The organism is Roseovarius bejariae, assembly GCF_009669325.1.
Taxonomy (GTDB): Bacteria; Pseudomonadota; Alphaproteobacteria; order Rhodobacterales; family Rhodobacteraceae; genus Roseovarius; species Roseovarius bejariae.
Map to the genome: position 1 here is coordinate 2,819,476 of NZ_SZWE01000001.1, position 22,789 is coordinate 2,842,264.

Annotated in this window: 19 protein-coding genes; 9 read left to right on the forward strand and 10 right to left on the reverse strand. The window is 63.0% G+C overall.

What is annotated here, in order from left to right; all coding sequences use genetic code 11:
- The first annotated feature begins 10 nt into the window (after positions 1–10).
- The 4 genes from rpoD (at position 11) to FDP25_RS13685 (ending at position 3,617) form a co-directional block, all read left to right on the forward strand.
- Positions 11–2,005 (forward strand): RNA polymerase sigma factor RpoD, encoded by a 1,995-nt coding sequence (gene rpoD / locus FDP25_RS13670; protein WP_154152792.1) that lies wholly within the window; start codon positions 11–13, stop codon positions 2,003–2,005.
- A gap of 8 nt (positions 2,006–2,013) precedes the next feature.
- Complete coding sequence (locus tag FDP25_RS13675) at positions 2,014–2,292, forward strand: HlyU family transcriptional regulator (RefSeq protein ID WP_154152796.1); 279 nt, start codon at positions 2,014–2,016, stop codon at positions 2,290–2,292.
- A gap of 393 nt (positions 2,293–2,685) precedes the next feature.
- Positions 2,686–3,195 carry a hypothetical protein gene (locus tag FDP25_RS13680; protein ID WP_154152799.1) on the forward strand — a complete coding sequence of 170 codons (510 nt, stop codon included), beginning with the start codon at positions 2,686–2,688 and terminating at the stop codon, positions 3,193–3,195.
- Positions 3,189–3,617: a secondary thiamine-phosphate synthase enzyme YjbQ gene (locus tag FDP25_RS13685; protein ID WP_154152802.1), complete on the forward strand. Its 429-nt coding sequence runs from the start codon at positions 3,189–3,191 to the stop codon at positions 3,615–3,617. The genes FDP25_RS13680 and FDP25_RS13685 overlap by 7 nt, the downstream gene beginning before the upstream one ends.
- A gap of 3 nt (positions 3,618–3,620) precedes the next feature.
- Here FDP25_RS13685 and FDP25_RS13690 read toward each other — a convergent pair whose 3' ends face one another.
- Positions 3,621–4,298, reverse strand: coding sequence for an SDR family oxidoreductase (locus tag FDP25_RS13690; protein WP_154152805.1), 678 nt, complete (start codon positions 4,296–4,298; stop codon positions 3,621–3,623).
- Positions 4,299–4,491: 193 nt separating this feature from the next.
- Here FDP25_RS13690 and nrdR point away from each other — a divergent pair, with 193 nt between their 5' ends.
- Together nrdR and ribD are read left to right on the forward strand one after the other, a co-directional pair.
- Positions 4,492–4,977 (forward strand): transcriptional regulator NrdR, encoded by a 486-nt coding sequence (nrdR, locus tag FDP25_RS13695; protein ID WP_154152810.1) that lies wholly within the window; start codon positions 4,492–4,494, stop codon positions 4,975–4,977.
- Positions 4,974–6,071 carry a bifunctional diaminohydroxyphosphoribosylaminopyrimidine deaminase/5-amino-6-(5-phosphoribosylamino)uracil reductase RibD gene (gene ribD / locus FDP25_RS13700; RefSeq protein ID WP_343032056.1) on the forward strand — a complete coding sequence of 366 codons (1,098 nt, stop codon included), beginning with the start codon at positions 4,974–4,976 and terminating at the stop codon, positions 6,069–6,071. The genes nrdR and ribD overlap by 4 nt, the downstream gene beginning before the upstream one ends.
- A 153-nt stretch (positions 6,072–6,224) precedes the next feature.
- Here the strand turns inward: ribD and FDP25_RS13705 are convergent, their stop codons facing one another.
- From FDP25_RS13705 to FDP25_RS13745, 9 genes are all read right to left on the reverse strand, one after another.
- On the reverse strand, positions 6,225–8,240 hold the full coding sequence (locus FDP25_RS13705; protein WP_154152813.1) for a capsular polysaccharide biosynthesis protein: 2,016 nt from the start codon (positions 8,238–8,240) through the stop codon (positions 6,225–6,227).
- A complete protein-coding gene (locus FDP25_RS13710; RefSeq protein ID WP_154153520.1) occupies positions 8,240–9,340 on the reverse strand; it encodes a polysaccharide biosynthesis/export family protein in 1,101 nt (366 codons plus the stop codon). Before FDP25_RS13710 ends, FDP25_RS13705 begins: the two co-directional genes overlap by 1 nt.
- 143 nt (positions 9,341–9,483) lie before the next feature.
- Positions 9,484–10,776: a capsule biosynthesis protein gene (locus tag FDP25_RS13715; protein WP_154152816.1), complete on the reverse strand. Its 1,293-nt coding sequence runs from the start codon at positions 10,774–10,776 to the stop codon at positions 9,484–9,486.
- 156 nt (positions 10,777–10,932) lie between these two features.
- The gene (locus tag FDP25_RS13720) at positions 10,933–12,360 is read right to left on the reverse strand and encodes a C69 family dipeptidase (RefSeq protein WP_154152819.1); all 1,428 of its coding nucleotides are present in this window, start codon (positions 12,358–12,360) and stop codon (positions 10,933–10,935) included.
- 31 nt (positions 12,361–12,391) lie between these two features.
- Positions 12,392–14,455 carry a dipeptide ABC transporter ATP-binding protein gene (locus FDP25_RS13725; RefSeq protein ID WP_154152822.1) on the reverse strand — a complete coding sequence of 688 codons (2,064 nt, stop codon included), beginning with the start codon at positions 14,453–14,455 and terminating at the stop codon, positions 12,392–12,394.
- Position 14,456: 1 nt separating this feature from the next.
- On the reverse strand, positions 14,457–15,401 hold the full coding sequence (locus FDP25_RS13730) for an ABC transporter permease (RefSeq protein WP_343032057.1): 945 nt from the start codon (positions 15,399–15,401) through the stop codon (positions 14,457–14,459).
- Entirely contained in the window at positions 15,382–16,326 is a 945-nt protein-coding gene (locus tag FDP25_RS13735) for an ABC transporter permease (protein WP_343032059.1), read from the reverse strand. The genes FDP25_RS13730 and FDP25_RS13735 overlap by 20 nt, the downstream gene beginning before the upstream one ends.
- Before the next feature lie 84 nt (positions 16,327–16,410).
- Complete coding sequence (locus FDP25_RS13740) at positions 16,411–17,961, reverse strand: ABC transporter substrate-binding protein (RefSeq protein WP_172982804.1); 1,551 nt, start codon at positions 17,959–17,961, stop codon at positions 16,411–16,413.
- A gap of 105 nt (positions 17,962–18,066) precedes the next feature.
- Positions 18,067–20,091, reverse strand: a complete 2,025-nt coding sequence (locus tag FDP25_RS13745; RefSeq protein ID WP_154152828.1) for a CocE/NonD family hydrolase — start codon at positions 20,089–20,091, stop codon at positions 18,067–18,069.
- A 131-nt stretch (positions 20,092–20,222) separates the two neighbouring features.
- Here FDP25_RS13745 and FDP25_RS13750 point away from each other — a divergent pair, with 131 nt between their 5' ends.
- The 3 genes from FDP25_RS13750 to FDP25_RS13760 all read left to right on the forward strand — a co-directional run bounded on the left by FDP25_RS13750 (position 20,223) and on the right by FDP25_RS13760 (position 22,771).
- Positions 20,223–21,035 carry a helix-turn-helix domain-containing protein gene (locus FDP25_RS13750; RefSeq protein WP_154152831.1) on the forward strand — a complete coding sequence of 271 codons (813 nt, stop codon included), beginning with the start codon at positions 20,223–20,225 and terminating at the stop codon, positions 21,033–21,035.
- 78 nt (positions 21,036–21,113) lie between these two features.
- Positions 21,114–21,701 (forward strand): riboflavin synthase, encoded by a 588-nt coding sequence (locus FDP25_RS13755; protein ID WP_154152834.1) that lies wholly within the window; start codon positions 21,114–21,116, stop codon positions 21,699–21,701.
- 104 nt (positions 21,702–21,805) lie between these two features.
- Positions 21,806–22,771, forward strand: a complete 966-nt coding sequence (locus FDP25_RS13760; RefSeq protein ID WP_154152837.1) for an MBL fold metallo-hydrolase — start codon at positions 21,806–21,808, stop codon at positions 22,769–22,771.
- The last annotated feature ends 18 nt before the right edge of the window (positions 22,772–22,789 follow it).

Genomic DNA, 22,789 nt, shown 5'->3' on the forward strand with positions numbered 1-22,789 from the left:
GGAGAGCTCCATGGCCGCCAAGGACACCGACGACCAGAAACCCGAAGATCAGGAGGCCGAAATCTCGCTCGATATGAGTCAGGCCGCGGTCAAGAAGATGATCGGGGAGGCGCGTGAGAAAGGCTTTATTACCTACGATCAGCTGAACAAGGTGCTGCCGCCCGATCAGGTGAGCAGTGAGCAGATCGAGGACGTGATGTCGATGCTCAACGAGATGGGCATCAACATCATCGAGGCCGAAGAGGCCGAGGAAGAGGAAAGCAAGACCACCGCCGTTGCCGAGATCGGCAAGAAGGGTGAGATCACGCTTGGCTCGGGCAAGGAAGAAAAACTTGACCGCACGGATGACCCGGTGCGCATGTACCTGCGCGAGATGGGGTCGGTCGAACTGCTGAGCCGCGAGGGCGAGATCGCCATTGCCAAGCGGATCGAGGCGGGGCGCAACACGATGATCGCGGGCCTGTGCGAAAGCCCGCTGACCTTCCAGGCGATCACCATCTGGCGTGACGAACTTCTGGGGGAAGACATCCTGCTGCGCGATGTGATCGACCTTGAGACCACCTTCTCGGGCCAGATGGGTGATGAGGAAGAGGGCGCCGAGGATAGCGTTGTTGCCGAAGCGGCGAATGTCACCTCCGCGCCCAAGGAGAAATCGGAAGACAGCCAGCCGGAACTGGACGCCGATGGCAATCCGATCGCCAAGGACGATGACGACGAGGAAGACGAACAGGCCAACATGAGCCTCGCGGCCATGGAAGCCGCCCTCAAGCCGCGTGTCCTTGAAACGCTGGATCGCATCGCCGAGGACTTCTCGGAACTCAGCGAAATGCAGGACAGCCGGATTTCGGCCACCCTGAACGAGGACGGGTCATTCAGCGAAGCCGCCGAGGCCAAGTATCAGAAATTGCGCTCGGAAATCGTGGAACTGGTGAATTCGCTTCACCTGCACAACAACCGGATCGAGGCCCTGATCGACCAGCTTTACGGCATCAACCGCCGGATCATGCAGATCGACAGCGCGATGGTGAAACTGGCCGACCAAGCCCGCATCAACCGAAAGGAATTCGTCGAGGCGTATCGGGGCCGCGAGTTGGACCCGACGTGGCTGGACGACATGGCACAAAAGCCCGGTCGTGGCTGGCAGATGTTCATGGAGCGCAACCCCGAAAAGGTGGCCGAGCTGCGCGCCGACATGGCGCAGGTGGGGCAGTACGTGGGGCTGGACATCAGCGAGTTCCGCCGCATCGTCAGTCAAGTCCAGAAGGGCGAGAAAGAGGCCCGTCAGGCCAAGAAGGAAATGGTCGAGGCCAACCTGCGGTTGGTGATCTCGATTGCCAAGAAATACACGAACCGTGGCCTGCAATTCCTTGATCTTATTCAGGAAGGCAACATCGGCCTGATGAAGGCGGTGGACAAGTTCGAGTATCGCCGGGGCTACAAATTCTCGACCTATGCCACGTGGTGGATCCGTCAGGCGATCACCCGCTCGATCGCCGACCAGGCGCGCACCATCCGTATTCCGGTGCATATGATCGAAACGATCAACAAGCTGGTGCGGACAGGGCGGCAAATGCTGCATGAAATCGGCCGTGAACCCACGCCCGAGGAACTGGCCGAGAAGCTGCAGATGCCGCTTGAGAAGGTTCGCAAGGTGATGAAGATCGCCAAGGAACCGATCAGCCTTGAAACCCCCATCGGGGACGAGGAAGACAGCCAGCTTGGCGACTTCATCGAGGATAAAAACGTTGTTCTTCCGCTAGATAGCGCGATTCAGGACAACCTGAAGGAAACCACGACGCGGGTTCTGTCGAGCCTGACACCACGCGAGGAGCGGGTTTTGCGGATGCGTTTCGGCATCGGTATGAACACCGACCACACGCTGGAAGAAGTGGGCCAACAGTTCAGCGTGACGCGCGAACGTATCCGGCAGATCGAGGCCAAGGCGTTGCGCAAGCTCAAACACCCGAGCCGTAGCCGCAAGTTGCGCTCGTTCCTGGATCAATAAGCGCCGGTATGTCCTTGTTTTCCAAGCTTTTTGGCGGCGGAAAGCCCAAGCCTGAACCGGAGGCGGAGACGGAAACCTATGAGGGGTTCCGTATCACGCCTGCGCCGCAAACGGACAAAGAGGGCTTTCGCGTGGCCGCGCGGATCGAAAAGGAGATCGACGGCGAGGTGAAGGTGCATCAACTGGTGCGGGCCGATACCTTGCGGTCTTTGGACGAGGCGCAGGAGTTTTCCCTGCGCAAGGCCAAGCAGCTTATCGACCAGCAGGGCGAGCGGATTTTCCGCTAGGCCCGCAGCCTGCCGATTTCTGTACAGATTGTACGTTTGACCCCGGAGTTTTGTGCAAACCTCCGGGGTTTCGTTCGTGCCTCTGTACAAGTTGTACATTTCGTACGAGTCGTACGCTTGCCCCCGGTGTTTCGTACGAAAATCGGGGGGTGCCGGGCGGGGAACGTACGAACCGTACGAGTCGTACGATTTGAGCGTGCGCGGTGTTTACCATTGCGTAGGCTTCGTAAACGCGCGCCCCGATGCGCCCCTTGGGTTAAGGCTTGGTTGCCCATGCGTACGCAGGCCGAGAGTAAACGGGCCGTGCGCCCTGTTCACGGCATTGAAAGGGTTGGTCCGGGGCGGTTTGCGCGTGCTACACCCGAGCCAAATGACCGTCAGGGAGCTTGCCGGATGCGAAAGACGATCCTGAGTTTTGCGATGCTCATCGCCGCCAGTGGCGCGGCCCGCGCCGAGGGTTGTTTCGGCCCGGGTGTGCCGCTGTTTCATTGCACCGTGGCGGGCGGGGCAAATTCCGTTGACCTGTGTTTGCAGGGCGATGTTGCTTATTACCGCTTTGGTCCGGTGAATGCTGTGGCAGAGATGCTGTTGGCGCGGCCCGTGACCGAGGTTCATATGTGGCCGTGGAACGGCATCGGGCGAACGATCTACGAGGAGGCGGGTTTTACCAACGGCGCCTTCGATTACACCGTGCATTACGCGATTGATCGCATTCCCGAAGGGGGGGAGATGACGGCCGAAATCTCGGGCGGGGTGACGGTGATCAAGGGGGATCAGACCATGGCGCAGATGACCTGCGATGCCGGGTCGGTGACGATCAATGATGTCTATCCGCTGTACGAGGCCAAGGCGGCGGCGGGCCAGTGTTGGGATCGTGAGGCCTTTCAATGGGGGCCATGTTGAGCGCGTCGCAGACAGAGTTTCAGATCGGCACCCGGGGGCAGGGCCTGTATGAGTTTACCCGCGAGGTGCGGAAGTGGGTCGGCCAGCAGGCTGTGCAGGCGGGGCTGTTGACGCTGTTCGTGCGGCATACCTCCTGTTCCCTGATTGTTCAGGAGAATGCCGACCCCGAGGTTCAGACCGATTTGCGCAATTACTTTGCCCGGCTGGTGCCGCCCACGACGGACCCCACGATGGCCTATCTGACACATACCTACGAGGGCCCCGATGACATGCCCGCGCATATCAAGGCGGCGATGATGCCGGTGAGTTTGAGCATTCCGGTCAGCGGTGGCGTGCCCGTGTTGGGCACATGGCAGGGGATTTACCTGTTCGAGCATCGCGATGCGCCGCACAGCCGGAAGGTGGCGGCGCATCTGGCCTGACGGTTAGCCGGTGGGCATGATCGTCAGGTTGCGGACATCTGCGCGCTTGGGCTGTTCCAACGCGAAGATCACCGTTTGGGCCACATCCTCAGGCTTGAGCTTGTCGGGTTTGGGTTGCTCGAAGAAGGGGGTATCGACCATGCCCGGTGCGATCACGGTACAGCGCCCGCCCCAACCGCGCATCTCCTCGCTCATGTTGCCGCCGAAGCCGTGGACGAACCACTTGGACGCGCCATAGACCGAGCCGGGCAGGTGAATTTGCCCGGCGACCGAGCCGGTCAGGATCAGGTGGCCTTTGGTGTCTTTCAGTGCCTCGTAGCTGGCCTTGACCGTCCAGAGCACGCCCATGACGTTGAGGTCCATCATCGCCTGCCATTCGTCCGGGTCGCCCTCGGCCACGCCGGGGGTATCGAGGCCCATACCCGCGTTGGCGAAGACGGCGTCGATCTGGCCGAACTTGTCCTTGGTGGCGGAGACGGCGGCGGTCAGATCGTCGTATTTGGTGACGTCGCCGGTTATGGCGAGGGCGCTGTCGGCGCCCAGCTCCTGCACGAGGGTCTTAAGTTTGTCGGCGCTACGGGCCATGAGGGCCACGCGCCAGCCCTTGGCCACGGCGGCGCGGGCGGTTTCGGCCCCTATCCCAGAGGAGGCACCGGTGATGAAAAGGGTCTTGTCGGTCATGTCATGGCCTTTCTTTTGCTGGCGTTGACCCTGACCTAAGCCGGTTTTCGCGTTCTTAAACCCCCGGTGCCCTGCTTATCTAGCGGTGTAAATTCCCCTCTACCCAAAACCTTGCGGGTGTCCTATAGTGGCTGTGGATAACTGGGCTTGAGACCCATGACCGAAGAGGCAGAGAAGAAAAGGGGGACGGCCCATGCGCTGCCCGTTTTGTGGAAATGTTGACACCCAGGTAAAAGATTCCCGACCGGCCGAGGATCATGTTTCGATCCGGCGGCGGCGGTTTTGCCCGGCCTGTGGCGGTCGGTTCACCACCTATGAGCGCGTGCAGTTGCGCGATCTGGTGGTGGTGAAAACCAATGGGCGGCGCGAGGATTTCGACCGTGACAAGCTGGAACGCTCGATCCGGATCGCGTTGCAGAAGCGCCCGGTGGAGCCGGAGCGCATCGAGCAGATGATTTCCGGCATCGTGCGGCGATTGGAAAGCATGGGCGAGACGGATATCCCGTCGAAAACCGTGGGCGAGATCGTCATGGAAAGCCTGGCGCGGATCGATACCGTGGCCTACGTGCGCTTTGCCAGCGTCTACAAGAATTTCCAGGCGGCCGATGATTTCGACAAATTCGTGAGCGAGTTGCGCCCCGACGAGGCGATCGCCGAAGCCAAGCAATCGGACGAGTGAGCCGGGACACCGACGCGCGGTTCATGGGGCTGGCCCTGTCGCTTGGGCGGCGGGGGCAGGGGCAATGCTGGCCCAACCCGGCGGTGGGTTGTGTCCTGGTGCGCGACGGGCGGATCGTCGGGCGCGGCTGGACCGCGCCGGGTGGGCGGCCGCATGCCGAAGTTGTGGCTTTGGCGCAGGCGGGCGCGGCGGCAAAGGGGGCCACGGCCTATGTCACGCTGGAGCCTTGCGCGCATCATGGAGAAACCCCGCCCTGTGCCGAGGCTTTGGTTCAGGCGGGGGTGGCGCGGGTGGTGTCATGTTTGACCGATAGCGACCCGCGGGTGTCGGGCAAGGGGTTCGATATTCTGCGCGCGGCCGGTGTCGAGGTCGAGACCGGGGTGCTGGCCGAGGAGGCGGCGCGCGATCTGGGCGGGTTCCTGAGCAAGGCGGCGGGCGGGCCGCCGCATGTCACCCTGAAACTGGCCACCTCGTTCGACGGACGGATCGCCACGGCGACGGGCCATAGCCAGTGGATCACCGGGGGCGCGGCACGCCGCATGGTGCATGGGATGCGCGCGCGGCATGACGCGGTGATGGTGGGCGCGGGCACGGCGCGGGCGGATGACCCGATGCTGACGGTGCGCAATATGGGCGCAATACGCCAGCCCGTGCGCGTTGTGGTCTCGCGCCGCTTGGATATTCCCTTGATGTCGCAGCTGGCGCGTACGGCGCGGGAGGTCCCCGTTTGGTTATGTCACGGGCCGGATGCCGATGCGGCGCTGGTCGAGGCGTGGGAGGGCGTGGGTGCGGAGGTGATCCCCTGCGGCTTGACGGGGCGGCAGTTGGATATGGCCTCGGTTCTGGAGCGCTTGGGCGAGGTGGGGCTGACCCGGGTGTTCTGCGAAGGCGGGGGCGCGCTGGCGGCCTCGCTTCTGGCCGGGGATCTGGTGGATGAGTTGATAGGCTTTACCGCGGGGTTGGCCATCGGAGCCGAGGGCCTGCCGGGGATCGGCGCGCTGGGGCTGGAGCGGCTGGACGAGGCGCGGCGGTTTGAGCTGGTCGAGACCCGCGACATTGGCGGCGACGTGATGCACCGCTGGCACCGGCATTAGATCGGGGGCGCTGCCCCCGTCGCCCTGTGGGCGACTCCCCCGGAGTATTTTCAGAAAGATGAAGCTTCATATGTGTCGGGCTTCATCTTTCCCCAAATACTCCCGCCGGAGGCATCCGCCGTTTGCCAAGAGAGATGATGTTTGAGTTGCGTGTTACCGCCAGAGCCAAGCGTGGCTGGCCAGTGCGCCTTGCAGTTTCGCCGTGAGGCGGTTGGCGGGGCCCGGCTGTGGCAAGGGGCCGTGGGCGAGGCGGTCGATCACCAGTTCGGCGGGGCAGGCTGTGTCTGTGACGGGGTCGTAATAGCGGGGATAGTCGATGAGGGTGGCGTGGACCAGCCCGTCGAGGGAGGGCCGGGCGGTGCGGCGTGGGGACGGATTGCCCAGATCGCGGGTGAGGCCCCATCCGGCGTAGAAGGGCGCGCCGGTGGTGGTGACGCGCAGGCCGCGCAAGAGGGCTTCGAACCCCAGGAGCGAGGTCATCGTCCAGACCTCTTGCACGTGGTCCAGCAATTGCGCCGGGTCGGTGTTGGGGAGCACGGCCTCTGCCAGCGTTTTTAGCTTGTCTTCGGGGATCGCACCCGGGCGCAACCCGGCTTCGACATCGGGGTGGGGTTTGTAGAGGATCACCGCTTCGGGGTTGGCCTTGCGGGCGGTTTGCAGCAGGGCGAGGTTGGTGTTCACCTGCCCCGCGCCAAGCCGGATGGAGGCGTCATTCTCGACCTGACCGGGGACAAGGATGCGGTGGCCTTGGGGCAGGTCGGGCAATGGGCCGCCGAGGTTGTATTTCGAGAGTTTGAGATCGATCAGCTTGGCGATGAGCGCCTCGGCGCGGCGTTGTTGATCGGGGCGCAGGGTGGCGCGTTTGGCGATCAGGGTTTCAAGGCGTGAGGGCTGACCGGGGTCGTAGTAGATGCCCAGATCATCCAGCACCAGCGAGAGTGGCGGGATCAGGTCGGCGCCGAGGCCACGTGAGCGCAGGAAGCCATCCTCAAGGCGCAGGGCACCTTCGGGGGCCTCATTCGCGCGGTTGGCCCAGACCATGTGGCGGCGTTGGCCGTTGGCCTTGGAGTTGAAGCTGACCCCGCGCGGTTTGCCGAAGAATTGCTGAAGTGGTTTGCGTTTCCAAAGGCGCATGCCGTGGGCTGCCCAGCCGTGCCTGTCCTCGCGCCATGCACGGGTTTGGGCGGCGAGGGTTTCGATCGCCTCTTCCATGGTGCAGAGCCGGTCGTGGTAGGGGTCGTACCATGTGGGGTAGAGCACCATGGCCCCGGCGAAAAGCTGTGCGCGGCTGAGGGGGCGGCCCCGGCGGGGCAGGGGGGCGGGGTGGTGATCTTGGGTTAGGTCCCATCCGGCATAGAAGGGGTGCCCGAAGACATGCGGTTTGTGGCCCGCGAAAATCGCCTCGAACCCCAGTTGCGAGGTGACGGTATAGACGGCGATGGCCCCGTCGAGCAGCGCCCATGGGCTGACCGGATCGGACAGGAGCGTGATGCGGTCGGTTCCATCGTCGGGCCCGAAATAGCCCGGGCGGTGGCCCGTCATGGTTTCGGGGTGGGTCTTGATCACGATGCGGGCACCGGGGTGGTCGACCTGCGCGGCGGTCAGCATCTCGCGGAAGGTATTGGCATCGGCCCCGCCGTGGGTGACCGAGGCATCGCCGCGGGTCTGGTCGATCACCAGAACATAGCCGGGATCGGGGCAGGGGGTATGGGGGTCGAAGCCGGAATATTTGCTGAGCTGCGCCTCTTGCATGCGGGCGATCCCGGCGCGGGCGCGGTCCATCAGGGTGGTGTCGTCGAAGGGGTGGGTGGCCAGCAGGGTTTCGAGATCGGACGGCGCGCTGGCGTCGAAGTAGATGCCTGTGTGGTCGATGATGAGGCCCAGGGGCGGCTCGCCCTCGCGGCCCGGGTGCAGCGAGCGCAGGAAGGCATCTTCGAGACGCAGGAGGGCGGCGCCGGTTTTCGCGGCCATCGCCTCGCCGCGCTGGGCGTAGGGGCTTTTGCCCCAGACGGCGATCAGGTCGTCCGGGTCGGGGCGGCCAAGGTGCAGCGGCAGGCCCGCAAGCGCCATGATACGGCGGATGCGGGATTGGCGCAGGAAGCCCGCGTTGAAATAGAAAACCCGCCGCGAGGATGTCGCGGCGGGTTGTTTCGGATCGGGTGCGGGCATCAGCCGCCGCCGAGCGCGTCGCTGGCCGTTGTGACGGTGCTGACCGCGCCGAGCGTGCCGGTGAGGGCCGAGATGACTTTGCTCCATTGGGCGAAGGGCGCTTCGGTGACGTAGAGCGTATCGTCGTCGCGCACCGAGAAGTCGCGCGCCATGAACATGCCGTTGGGCTTGGTCAGGTCCAGCACGTAGATCAGGCGTTGTGCGCCCTGAAGGTCGGTGCGGCCCAGAACCTGGTTGGCGATGGCAGCGGGTTCGTTGCGCATGACGAAGACGCCGGTGGGGTCGGAGGCGGTGGCGCTGAGGCCGCCGACCTGTGCCAGGGCCTCGACCGCGCTGAGGGTTTGCGATTCAAAGGGGACACGGGCCTGTGCGCCGGTGGCGCCGAGCGCTGTGAAGGCGCGGGTGTCTTCCTCGACAAGGATACGGTCGCCCGCGCGCAATGCGATGTCGAACTCGGGGTGTTTGAAGAGGTCCTGGAACCAGACCTTGGAGCGCTGATCGCCGCGGATCACGGTGATCTGGGCAATCTCGGGTTCGATGGCGATGCCGCCCGCGTTGGCCAGCATGGCCGAGAGGGTGCGGGTGGGCCGTTCGATCGGGTAGACGCCCTGGCCGCCCACGGCGCCCACGAGGCTGACCGTGGAGCCGTCGCCGGCGAGGCGGCGAACCTGGACCTGCGGATCGGGGGTTTGTTCGTCGAGTTTGGAGGTGATGATCCGGCGGATCGCCTCGGGGGTGTTGCCCGCGGCGCGGATGCGGCCGGCGTAGGGGACAAAGATGAAGCCCGCGCCATCGACCTGTACTTCTTCGAGGACGGTCTGGTTGGCGGCTTCGCCCGCAAGCAACCCATCGTCGACGTTCTCCCAGATCGTCAGGCCGAGTGTGTCGCCCGGGCGGATGGTGTCCGAGCCGAGCCGCCCCGCGTTGCGGAATTCTTCGGTAAAGCCAAGGGCGGGTTGCACGGCGGTGGCGCGCGTCACGCGGTCATTGACGGTGACGACGAAGGCGTCGCCCTGACGCTGCACGGAGCCGGAATAAATCTCGCGCTTGTTGGGGCCCACGCGGGGCAGGATACCACAGGACGAAATCATCGCCACCATGGCCACAAGGGCGACGGACCGCGCCCAACGGTTCGGTTTGGAATTCACTGCTCGGTCTCCTCGACCTATTTCTGCCTCGGTCTTCTTTTTTTGTCACTTTAGCCAAGGTTGTCTGAAAAATCCAGAGTCTTGGCGGGGTTGGCTCAGGTGACCAGCTGCAACTGTTGCCTTGGGGCCGCGGTGCCGGATTTGAGCGCATCGTAGGGGTCTTCGGGGGCCAGCATCATGTCGACGGCTTGTCGCAGGAGTTGCCGACGGCCGCTGGAGGAATAGAAGCCGCCCGCCACCTGGCTGGTTTCCAGGAGGTAGCGGCGGTAATCGGTATAGGCGCGCCGGTCGGGGCGTTCGGCCCCGGCGAAGAAATCGCGCAGGGGTTTGGTGCTGACGAACTCGGGCTTGGCGTAGACGGCGGCGCCGAAGGTCTTGAGCGGGATGCCGCGCCAGAGCACCTGTTGGGCGGCGGTGGAATTGACGGTGACGGCGCTGCGCGCCTCGTTCAGAAGCTGGGCCAGTTTGCCGCCGCGCACGTAATGCACGCGGTCGGCGATCCCGGCGGCGCGGGCCAGCCGTTTCAACTCGGCCCGGATGGGGGCGCGGCCATCCTCCAGCGGATGGGCCTTGATGACGAGGTGATGATGCGGAGGAGCGCCATGGGCGAAGCCGTCGATCACGGTTTCCAGGAACTCGGCCATGGTGGAAAAGGGTGAATGGGCCTGGAAGGAGCTGTCGTGTTCCAGCTGCAGGAGTGCCAGGTGATAGGGGAAGCCGCCATGCCGGATGCGCCATGTGGCGATGCGTCGGTCGATGGCCTGTGCGGGCATCAGGAGCAGGCGTTGCAGGTAGAGCTTGAACTCCTGCGTCACGCTGAGCGCCCGGTGGGGGCGGAAACTTTTGTAGCGCCGGTTCAGGAGCATCACGCAGCCATGGTAGACCGCGCCGTAAAAGATGTGCTGGCGCATGTCGCCCCAACTGGCCGGGGGCAGGGGGGCGTCCATGTCGGAGTTTCGCAGCGCCGCGCGCATCTGCGGGACGGTCATCTCCATCAGCCGGGAATGGCCGTTGGTGCCGCCGCGTTCGTATGTCACCCAGTAGGGGCGCATGTAGCCTTCCTCGAAGACATGCACGCGCAGCCCGCGGGCCTTGGCGGCCTTGACTGCCTCGGCGTGGATCGGGCGGGTGTCGCCGTAAAGCACGAGGTCGGTGACGGTTTTATCGGTAAGCAGGTTTTCAATGGTGTCGGGCCAGTCTTCGTGGCTGCCGAGATAGGGGATGTAGCTGTGCCGGTTGCGCCAGAAGGCCCGATCACCCGCGTTGAACCCCACGCGCCAGACTGTGGCCCCTGCGCGTTCCAGCATACGACCCAGACGCGCGAAGAAAGGCCCGTGGGGGCCTTGCAGGAACATAAATACCCGATTTTCGCCTGTCAGCGTGCTCATGACCGTAATGACCCTTCAACGCCTGCGTATACACCATGCCTGACTAAAGTTTGAATAGGGCAAAAATGTGGCTGTGGCTTTGGCGCGTCCGGTGAAGGATGCTTTGGCAAACACGCATGCCAAAGCCGGGCCTTGGTGGGACGACAGCCTGCCGGATTACCAGAGTTGGTCAAGCATTCGGGGCTCGTGGGTCATGTTCAGGTCCCCAAGCGCACGCAGCCTTGCATGGGCCGCCGCCGAGAGGGCCTGACAATCGGCCAGAGCCTCGGCCATGCGCGCATGACTGAATTCGGTCAGAATCCGGGATGCCAATGCCTCTTCACCCACCTCCAGAAGGCGTTCTGCCGCGCGCAGGGTGTCGGGGATGCGGGCATTCACGTTTGCCTCGATTGCGCGCCAATGTGTCCAGACCTCTGTCAGGATCGGGTCCGGTTTCTGGATGGCCAAGTGCATCAGCCGCTTGAAGTCATGAAAGGCGGACGGTCCGGTCTCGATGCCTTGGGGCACGAGGGACACCGTGTCGGGGTCCTTGTCCTTCTTGCGGCAATCGAGAAACCGATGGCTTTCGCCCGTCGTCAGGTAGCGGTGCTGGCGCCAGGCCGGCGGAACCGTGTCCTGCCCCAGAAAAACCGGCAGGAGCGGCGCGGTGACCGGGCCGACCGGTGCGTGCCACATCATGCGCAATGCGTCATGCGCGGGATGGATCAGCGGGACGACCTGACCATAGCCGGCGGTGTCACCCGTCAGGCGCTCGGTGCTGATGGACCAGAACACGTCTTCCAGCGCGATCTTTTCCGGCCGTTCGGCGCGGGCGCGCATCTCGTCCTCGATCCAGGTGACACCATCCCAGCGATGCTTGCCGTCCCCATAGATGCGGTTGACGTGGAATGGTCCGTCTTCTGGAGACCACCAGCCCTGTTCGCGGGCCGTGTCGAAGAAATGCGATGGGAAAAGGACGTCATCATCCGGGGTCTGAGGGATTTCGCCGATGTACCCCGGGCGCGAGGCGCGGATGCTGTCCGGGCCGAGCCGTTCGGCGCACCACAGGCCACGGCCCCCGGCAAACTCGATCACCACCCAGGCCTCGTCGGGGTCGGCGATCATGTGGGAATTTCCGCCATAGGTGGAATAGCCATGTGTGGCGATCAGTTTCCCGATCAGTTCCACGCCGTCACGGGCGCTACGGGCGCGTTCCACCACGATGCGGGCAAGATCCGAATAGTTCGGCCCGGTCTGGTCCTTCGGTGTCATGGCGATCAAGTCGGCCCGGGACGTTGACCAGATGTCGCGCACCGCGACCCCGCATTCGTTCAGCCCGCCATTGGTCAGCGGCGCGGGCACACCAAGATAGTAACTGTAGTTCACCCGCATGTTGCGCAACGTCTCGGACGCTTGCGGGATCTCGGTGAGGTGGCCGGGCATGTCCGCCTGTGGCGTCACGCCGACGGTGAGTGTCGCGCCCTCGGGGGGCTCTGCGCGGGGGGTGATTTCCAGCCAATGGCTGCTGGGTTCGTCCCCGTAACCGGCCAGATAGGCCGCCCCGTCGGCCGTGTGGTTGCGCCCGATATAAATACCATAACTCATGTGTTTTTGTCTCTTGTTGGGATATGCGCCGTTATTGGCCGAGTGGAAAATGGCAAGCGTGCCGCCGCCCATCCGCCATTGTCACATGTGGCGGTTTCTCGGCGCGGCAAAGGTCTTGTGCGAAGGGGCAGCGCCCCGCGAAATCACAGCCCTTCGGACGGTTGAGAAGGCTTGGCACCTCACCCGAGATCGACACATGCGCGCGGCGCCTGTCTGGGTCGGGTTGCGGCACGCCTTCGACCAGGGCTTGGGTGTAGGGATGCACCGGGCGGGCAAAGACCTCGTCCGTGCGGCCCTCTTCGACGATGCGGCCCAGATACATGATGGCCAGCCGGTCGGCGATGTGGCGCACCACGGGCAGGTTGTGGGTGATGATCAGGTAGCCCAACCCGTGTTCGGCCTGAAGGTCGGCCATCAGGTTGAGGATTTCGCCCTGCACCGACACATCCAGCCCCGCGGTGGGTTCATCGGCGATGATCAGCTTGGGGTTCAACGCCAAGGCTCGCGCCACGCCGACGCGCCGCGCCTGCCCGCCCGACAGCTCATGCGGATAGCGTGACAGGAAGGGCTTGGGCAGGCGTACCATCTCGGCCAGTCGCTCGGCCTCGGCGTCAAGGTCAACGCCGGTGACGCCGTGAATCTGGAACGGTTCGGTGATCAGGGCGCGTATGGATTTGCGCGGGCTGAGCGACCCGACCGGGTCCTGGAACATCATCGCCATGTCGCGCCGCAGGGGTTTGAACCGGCCTTCCGGCATGTTGCGAATTTCCTGCCCCTCGAAACGCACGCTGCCGCCTTGGGCCGGCACGAGGTTCAGCACGCACCGCCCCAGAGTTGTCTTGCCGGATCCGCTTTCGCCAACCAGCCCCACGGTTTCGCCGGGGGCGACCGAGAGGCTGACATCCAGCACCGCGTCCACGTGGCGTTGGTCGATGCCTTTCAGGCGCGCGCGCAGGGGGCCGACGGTTTCGAACTGCACGTTCAGGTCGGAGACCTCAAGCAGTGGTTCGTCGCTTTTCACGCGGGCGGGTTTACTGACGCTGGCCTCGCCTTGGCCCACGGTCATCACGTCCAGTGGCGGTGGCCAGCTTGGATCGTGGTGCGGCCCGTCGAGGAGGTGGCAGCGTGCCAAGCTCATCCCGCCACGGGCGACATCCGGCGGAGTATTTTCGCGGCACACCGGCAGGGCGCGTTGGCAGCGCGGCGCATAGATGCACCCCGAAAGCGCCTTGGTCAGGTCAGGGATGTCGCCGGGGATCACCGGCAGCTTGCGCGAGACATCGTCGATCCGGGCCGGGTCGCATTCCAGCAGCGCGCGGGTATAGGGGTGCTGCGCGTTGTGAAATATCTCATGCACTTCACCGGCTTCGACCACTTCGCCCGCGTACATGACAACGACGTCATCACAGAGTTCGGCAATCAGTCCGAGATTGTGCGAGACCACCACGACCGTCGCATCCAGTTCTTTTTGCAGGTCCTGCAACAGGTGGATGATCTGCGCCTCCATGGTCACGTCCAGCGCCGTTGTCGGTTCGTCCGCCAGCAAGAGTTGCGGCCCGGTCAGCAGCGCCATGGCGATGCCCGCGCGCTGGCGCATCCCGCCGGAAAAGTGGTGGGGATACTGATCAATCCGCTTGTCGGGGTCGGGGATGCCGACCTTGCCAAGCATTTCGACAGCCATGCGCCGTTTCTCGGCGGCCGAGACATCGGGCCGTCGGTACAGGATATCGCGCATTTGCCGACCATAGGTCAGCACCGGGATCTGGCTGGTCATCGGGTCTTGGAAGACGACCGAGATTTCCTCGCCGCGGGTGGCGCGCAGTTGTGTTTCGCTGGCGTGCAGCAGGTCACGGTCGCCAAAGCGGACTTCGCCGCCCATAACTTCGGCGTTCTTGGCCAGAAGGCCGAGCAGCGCCCAGAGTACGGTGGATTTGCCCGAGCCGCTTTCACCCACGATCCCGATGATCCGGTTTTTGCGAATGGGAAAGCTTATGTCGCGCAGCGCCTTGACCCGTCCGCGCGGCGTGCGAAAGTCGACTGACAGGTTACGGACGTCCAGAAGTGTCTCGGGTGTGTGTGTTGCATCCTTGGGCATATCAGCGTCCTTTCCCCATGCGAGGATCGAAAATGTCGCGCAGCGCTTCGCCGAGGAAGGTAAAGCCCAGCGTCGTGAGGATCAGCGGGATACCCCCGGCGATCACCATCCATGGTGCGTCGCGGATCACCAGATACCCCTCGTTCAGGATCGTCCCCCAACTGGCGGTGGGGGGCAGTACACCAAGCCCCAGAAAGCTTAGCCCGGCTTCGACGGTGACCACCACCGGCACGTCCATGGCGGCAAGGATCAGCAAAGGGCCGACGACGTTCGGCATCACGTGATGCAGCAGCGTCCGCGCCATGCTGGCCCCCAGCGAGCGTTCGGCAAGGATGAAATCGGTATTGCGCAGGGTCAGCGTGGCGGTGCGAGCCACGCGGGCATATTGCGGGATCGAGGTGATGATTACGATGGCCAGCACCATGCCAAGGCTTGGCCCGGTCAGTGCCACGGTGGCCAGCGCCAGCACGATGGTCGGGAAAGATCGCACAGTGTCGAACAGCAAAAGCAGCAGGCTGTCCAGCCAACGGGGGCCGAAGCCGGCAATCATGCCGAGGATCAAGCCCACGACCAAAGCGACAGAAACGCCAATGGCCGCGATCTTCAGCGCCACGCGCCCGCCATAGAGGATGCGCGAAAGAGTATCCCGCCCCAGTTGGTCCGTCCCGGCAAGGTGGTCCAAGGTCGGGCCGGACAGCCGTGCAGGAACATCCAGTGCGTTCGGGTCGTACGGCGCAAGCCAATGCGCGAAAATGGCGCTGGCAAAGAACAGGGTGACAAGGATCAGCCCGGTCAGTCCCTGCCAATTGGTCAGGAACATGCGCAGCTTTTCGCGGCGCTCGCGGGCGGCGGATTCACGGACTTCGGCTTCGGTCAGGTGATCGGGAAGCCCCGATGCATCGACTGCCGGAATACCGGTTTCGGATTCAGAGAGATTCTCGGACACGGGGATCAAACCAAGCTATGAGGATGTCGGAAAACAGGACGACGAATATATAGAGGCCGGTGGCCACCAGAACCGCGCCCTGCACGATCGGGAAATTGCGCGCCATCACGGCATCGAAGATCAGCTTGCCGATGCCGGGGCGGGCAAAGATGATTTCGGCAAAGACGGTTGAGGAAATCATGCCGCCAAAGCCCATGCCGATCAGCGTGATGGTGGGAAGGATGGCGACGCGCAGGGCGTAGCCGAAGATGACCCGTCGGGGCCGAAGGCCGAAGGCCCGCGCCGAACGAATGTAATTCTCGCCCATCACTTCAAGCATCGAGGCCCGCACCATGCGCGCGAGATAGCCCACCCAACTGAGCCCGATGGCGAAGGCCGGAAGGATCAGGTGGGAAAGCTGATCGCCGATGTTTCCGGGTTCACCCGCCCCGATGGCCGGAAGCCAGCGCAGTTGCACCGCGAATATCAGCAGCGCCCAGATGGATACGAGGAACGAAGGAACCGCGATGGTGCCGACCGATAAAACGCCGGTGACGCGGTCAAGCCAACTGTTGGGTTTGACCGCTGCAAGGCAGCCCAGGGGAATACCGATCAACATGGCCCATCCCATCCCGGCGCCGACCAGCGCGAGGGTAAAGCCGACCCGCTCCATGATGATCGCCGTCACGGGGCGGTCCGAGAACACATCAAGGCCGAGGTCGCCGGTCATGGCATTGCCGATATAGATCAGGAACTGTCGCCAGACCGGCTCATCCAAGTGCATCTTCGCGGCATACCGGGCGATGGCCTCTTCCGTTGCGCGTGGCCCAAGGGCGATGGTCGCCGGATCTCCGGGGATCAGGTGCAGCAGCGAAAACAGCACAAGCACGACGAGGCAAATCACCACCGCCGACAGTCCCAGCCGCTTTGTCAGATAATAGAGCACAGGGGTCCTCCTCCTTCGCGGGGCCGCATCAGCGGTCGGGCCACACACATTTACGTGGCGGCCCGACCGGTATGGCCACGACGATCAGGTCTTGGTGAAGCGCCGGTAGTTCAATTCGCCCGAGGGCGCGGCATTCACACCCACAGCGGTGCTGTGAACGAAGGCTTCCGGCTCATGGTTGATCCAGACATAGGCGCCGGTGTTCTCCATGATTTCCTGCATCCGCACATAGATGTCGTGGCGCTTTTGCGGGTCGGTTTCGTTGATGCCATCCTGGTACAGGCGGTCGTATTCCTCGTCTGTCCAGCGTTCCCAGTTCCAGATGCCGACCTGGTCCGAAGTGAACCATTGCGTGGCCTCATAGGGGTCGGGCGTGGTGCCGAAGCGCATCAGCCACAGTTCAAGGTCCTGCCATGTGTCGCCCTTGCTTTCCTGCCCCATTTCCCAGAAAGGCCCGCTGTCGAGCGGCAGCACCTTCACGGTGATCCCGATCTGCATCAGGTTGGCCTGGATGATCTGGGCGGCCAGCATCCGTTCCTGGTTGTTCAGGGTTCGCAAGGTCAGTTCAAGGCCGGAGGCGCCAGCCTCGTCCAGCAGCGCGCGGGCCTTGGCGGGGTCATAGTTGTAGCCCGCGCTGTCGCGCTGGCCGGTCAGCCCCGGACAGATGATACCATGGGATTTGGCCGTGGTGCCCGAATAGGCGCCTTGCAGGATCGTATCCACGTCGACCGCGTGCTGGATCGCCTTGCGCACCCGGATGTCTTGCAGCTTGGGGTGCTCGGTGTTCATGCCCATCCACATGTATTGCAGTTCGCCGGCCACGGCGATGCCGGTGCCCTCGGGCATGTCCTTGGTGTAGCGCGCCAATGTGTCGGCGCCGACCTCGGTGCAGTCAAGCTCTCCGGCCTCGAAGGCCAGTTCCGCGGCCTTGACCTCGGTGATGACGTTGCATTCCACCCGGTCAAAGGCCGGTTTCGGCCCGGTCCAGTCGGGGTTTGCCGAGAACACCGCGCGCTGGCCCGGTGTCGCCTCATAGGTATAGGGGCCGCAGACGGCGGGGAACGAGGTCGTGAACTTGCCGCCCGCATCGGCCATGGCCTTTTCGCTCAGAACCGCGCCAGGCCCGTGGCAGAGCGTGATCATGATGAAGGGCGCAAAGGGCTTGTTCAGAACGATGGTGCCCGTGCGGTCGCCGGTCACTTCGACATGGTCCAGCGCGTCGAAGTATCCCGACCAATCGCTGTCTTTCATACGCTCGTAGGAAAACTTGACGTCCGAGGCCATGACCGGGCCGTAGCCGTTCGACCAGACAAGCCCCTCGGCCAGTTCAAAGTCGATGTGGGTGGCGTCGCGCTGTTCCAGCTTGGTGACGAAATAGGTCGGCTCCCAGGTGAAGGTGTCACCGTCGCGGGCGTATTGTGCCAGGAAGGGCAGGCATTGTTTTTGCGCCTCGATCTCGATGCCCCCCGTCATGAACCCGGGGTCCAGCACGTCGTTGTCGCCGTCTATGCGCAGACGCAGCGTACCGCCGGTTTGCGCGAAGGCCGCCGTTGTCCAGGCCGGGGCCAGCCCCAATGCGCCCAGTGCCGCGGTTGTGCCGAGAAAGCCGCGGCGGGTTGTTCCTGTGTGTTTCATGTTTCTGTCCTCCCTAGACAATCCCTGACCGGAGCATGGCATGATGACAAAACCGGTCAATTTCGCATTATTTCGCTATCTGACGCATTTATCGCGCCTTGTTGCTTACATATGGTCGCGCGAAATGCGCTCTTCCCAGTGTTTTTCAATCACCAAGTCATCCCCTTCCCAGGCTCGTAGTTCGGCCGTGATGATGAAGTCATCGACATCGGCGCGTAGAAGAGTCCGGGTTTCGGAGTGCACCGACCAATCGCCACGGCTAAGCCCGTACTGCCATTCGGTGCGCCCCCAGGCCGAGGTTACATCCTCCAGCGTCACGCCGTATGTCTCGTACCCCTGCTTGTGCAGGGTAAGATCATTGGTCAGCAGCCGCGTGATGCCTCCGCCGTCGGCGATCTGCATCTGTATGTCACCCTTCGCCGCGTCCTCGACAATTCGGAAATGGGTTTCGGCCTCGGCAATCTGTTCGGTCGGGGGCGGCGGGCCGGCCACTGGCGGATCGAAGTCAGCCAGAGTCTCGTCCAGAGCCGCAGGTGCGCGCAACGGTAACTCCAGCGCGCTACCTTCTGTATGCACGCGCAAGGTGACCGGCTCGGGCGCGGGCCAGATCATCGGGAAATAGCTGCTCGACAGTGCCAGTCGGAGGCGATGCCCGGCTGGCAGGGCCTGCGCCACATGTTTCATCGGGATGGTCACGTCATAGACCTTGCCCGGCACCAGCAGTTCGGGGCTGTCATGGCCTTGGCGGTGGTTCAGGTTGAATACACCGAAGGACAGGCGTGTGCTGCGGCCATCAGGATGCACATCCACCAGCCGCGCGGCCACCTGTGCCACGGGTCGATCCACGCTGAGGCGCAGATGCAGGTTGGCATCGCCTGCAAAGGCCAGACCGTCCTCGGGGATGTCGATGTCGAAGCACAGGCTGCCGGCGTCCTCTCGCCGCTGATCCACGGGGGCATCCCCCGGGGTTCCGTAGCCACACCATTTGCCCGAGGCCATGCCGACATCCGCGGGGCTGTGGTGGTGGAGAACGGCCGTTTCGGATGGTTTCTCAAGGCTCAATTTGCCTTTCGGCGTCAGGTGAAACGGTGTCCGCGCCACTTGCGGTGAGGGCCAGCTGGGTTCTGCAATCCAACGGCCCGGGCGGGCCTCGTAGTGCCCCTTGGGCGAGACACTGTCCTGCATGTAGAGCCGCAACATCGGCTCTTCCATGATTCCGGTATCGCGCCCCTTCAGCCAATGATCCCACCAGCGCAATTCGTCCTGAAGAAAGCCAATGGCCGGGCCGGGTTCGCCCAGATGCGGGTAGCGATGCGCCCAAGGCCCCACCAGGCCCTTCTTGGGCCCCGGCAGGTTTTCCATGAGGCGAAACACGCTGCGCGGGTAGCCATCGGCCCAGCCCGACACCGCATAAACAGGGATCTGCACCTTCGACCAGTCCTCACAGATTGACCCATGTTGCCAGAAGGCATCGCGCCGCTGATGCTCAAGCCAGTTCTTCAGCCAGAGCCCGCTGCCCTCAAGGCGCTCAAGCCACATGTCGCGCCATTTTTCACCGACATTCGCCGGGTCGGGGGGCAGGGTATTCCGCCCGAACATGATGGAGGCCCAGCTGAGTTGTTCACCCAGCAGGCAGCCGCCCATGTAGTGAATATCGTCAGCATAGCGGTCATCGGTGGAGCACAATGTCACCACCGCCTTGAGCGCGGGGGGTTGCAGGGCGGCGATCTGCAAGCCGTTGAAGCCGCCCCATGAAATGCCGATCATGCCCACGCTGCCATCGCACCACGGTTGTTCCGCGATCCAGGCGATGGCGTCACAGCCATCCTGCAATTCCCGAGGCAGGTATTCATCCACCATAAGCCCTTCGGAATCGCCCGCGCCGCGCAGGTCCAGCCGGATCACCGCATAGCCATGCCCGGCAAGGTAGGGCTGCATCGATGCATCGCGCGCGGTGGTGAAATCGTTTTTTCGATAGGGCAGGTATTCAAGGATCGCGGGAACCGGCGACTCCTCCGCGCCTTCGGGCATCCAGATGCGCGCGGCCAGCTTGCAGCCATCCGGCATCGGGATTTCCATATGGTGGATTTCCCGCACTTTGTGGGGATAGCCATCAACCTGCTCAATCATTTCAGCCCTCCGTTCACCTTGCACCCCTGCGGTGCTGTTGTTGTGCGGAAGTCTACGTGGCGCATGAACAAGAGCAATTTCGCGACCATTCGCGAATTGACGCGCCTATCGCTTCATCTTAACAATGGCGCATGTCTGAAGAACTTCGCCAAAACCTCGCCCTGCTTTGCAGTTACCATCCCTCCATTGCCGAAGTTTGCCGAAGGCTGGAAATCAACCGCCAGCAGTTCAACAAGTATCTCGCGGGAAACTCGCATCCTTCGCGCCGCAACATGCGGCGGATTTGCGATTTCTTCGGGGTCTCGGAGGCCGAACTATTGCTGGACCCCCGGCAATTCGAGGACATCGTCGCGCTCAAACGAAAGCCGATCCAACAGGAGGCGCTGAGCAAGCAATTGCTCCATCTCGACAGGTTGTATCAGCAAAGCCAGGACTTGGAAAAATACCTCGGGTATTATTTCAGGTACTTCTATTCCTTCGGCAATCAGGGAAAAATCATTCGCTCCCTCGCGCTCATCTACAGGGAAGACAACAAGTATTACTGGAAGAATATCGAGATTCTGCGCGACCCCGAAACCGGACGCTCGAATGGGTTGAACAAATACGAGGGTGTCTTGTTCTATCTTGCCGACCGCCTGTACATTCTTGAATATGAGGCGATCGAAGTGAATACGATCACACAGGCAACGTTTTATCCCAGTCACCGAAACCGGATCGGTCTCTTGCTTGGCATCCAGACCGGGGGCCCTACGCGTCGCGGACGCAAACCCGGTGCCTCGAAGGTCGCATTGGAATACCTGGGGCGCGATATAAATGTTCGACAGGCGATGAAGAGGACCGGGCTGTTCGATCCCGGTGATGGCTCGGTACGATCTGAAATCCTATCTTTGATCGAGAACACAATCGAGCCGTCGTCCTTCGTCCTTGACGTGGACGAGCCCTGATACATATGCCGTTCCACACTTGTCGTTCTTTCCCGAGAGCGTTACCTCGGGGTGGAAACAGATCAAGGGGTAAGACGCATGTTCACCGGGATTATAACGGACGTGGGCCGGGTGCAGGCCTTGGACAAGCGCGGCGATCTGCGGGCGCGGATCGGCACGGGCTATGATATGGCGGGTGTCGACATGGGGGCCTCGATCGCTTGTGACGGGGTTTGCCTGACGGTCGTGGACAAGGGCGCGGATTGGTTCGATGTGGATATCAGCGCCGAAACGGTTTCGAAAACCAACCTTGACGGATGGACCGAAGGACGGCGAGTGAACCTTGAGCGCGCCCTCAAGGTCGGTGACGAATTGGGGGGGCATATCGTGTCAGGCCATGTGGATGGTCTGGCCGAGGTTGTCGCCATGGCAGATGAGGGTGACAGCACCCGCGTGACCCTGCGGGCGCCGGAAAGCCTTGCCAAGTTCATCGCGCCCAAAGGCTCGGTTGCGCTGAATGGCACGTCGCTGACGGTGAACGAGGTCGAGGGGTGCGATTTCGGGATCAATTTCATCCCGCACACCAAGGAGGTGACCACTTGGGGCGATGTGGCTCTGGGCGACCGGGTGAACCTTGAGATCGACACGCTGGCCCGGTACGTGGCGCGCCTGAACGAGATGGGTTGACCTGTCGGCGGGGTATATTCCGCCGGGCAACATATTCACAAAACATATTGCGTATCCGGGCGTGGCCCCTATCCTTGGGACAAATCACCAAAGGGAGGGAAATCATGAGCCTGTTGAAACCCACGCGCCGCGAGTTGTTCAAGATGGCCGCCGCCGCGCCGGCCTTTGCCATGCCCATGGCCGTGCGGGCCGAGTTGGGCGCGCCCGAGGGCGGCAACCCCTCGCATTTCAAGTTCTCGGTGGGGGATGCGCGGGTGACCATCGTGTCGGACGGGTATTTCCGTCTGCCGACCAGCGGTTTGGGCGTGAATGCCGACCCCGAGGAGGTGCAGGCTTTCCTCAAGCGGCATTTCCTGTCGCCTGAGTTGGGCTATTCCCACACCAACCACCTGTACGTCGAGGTGGGCGACGCCAAGGTTCTGGTCGATGTCGGGTCGGGCAACCGGTTCATGGAGAATGCAGGCAAGCTGATGGGGAACCTTGAGGCGGCGGGGATCGACCCCTACGGGATCACCCATGTGGTGATCACCCATGCGCACCCCGATCACATCTGGGGTATTCGTGACGGGTTCGACGAGGCGATCATCCCTGATGCCGAGTACCTGATGGGGCAGGCCGAACACGACTACTGGATGCAGGACGGCCTGGTGGAGCGCGTTCCCGCGGAAGATCAGCAATTCGTGTTGGGCGCGGTCAACTCGATCGAGGTGGATGGCGCGGAATGGACGCTGGTGCAGGGCGGGCACGAGGTGGTGCCGGGCCTGACCATGATCGACACGCCGGGCCATACGCCGGGGCATATGTCGTTGCGGGTGGATAGTGGGGACCAGACCCTGATCGCGCTGGGCGACAGCATGAGCCACGCCTATACGAATTTCGCCCATCCCGAGTGGTACAACGGGTTCGACAGTGATGGCGATCAGACCGTGGCGACGCGCAAGCGGCTTCTGGATATGTGCGCCGAGGACCGGATCGCCATTCTGGGCTATCACTTCCCGTTCCCCGGTGTGGGGCATGTGCAGCGGGATGGCGATACCTATCGTTTTGTCCCGGCGCTCTGGCAGTTCTGAGCGGGGCGTGATCTGAGA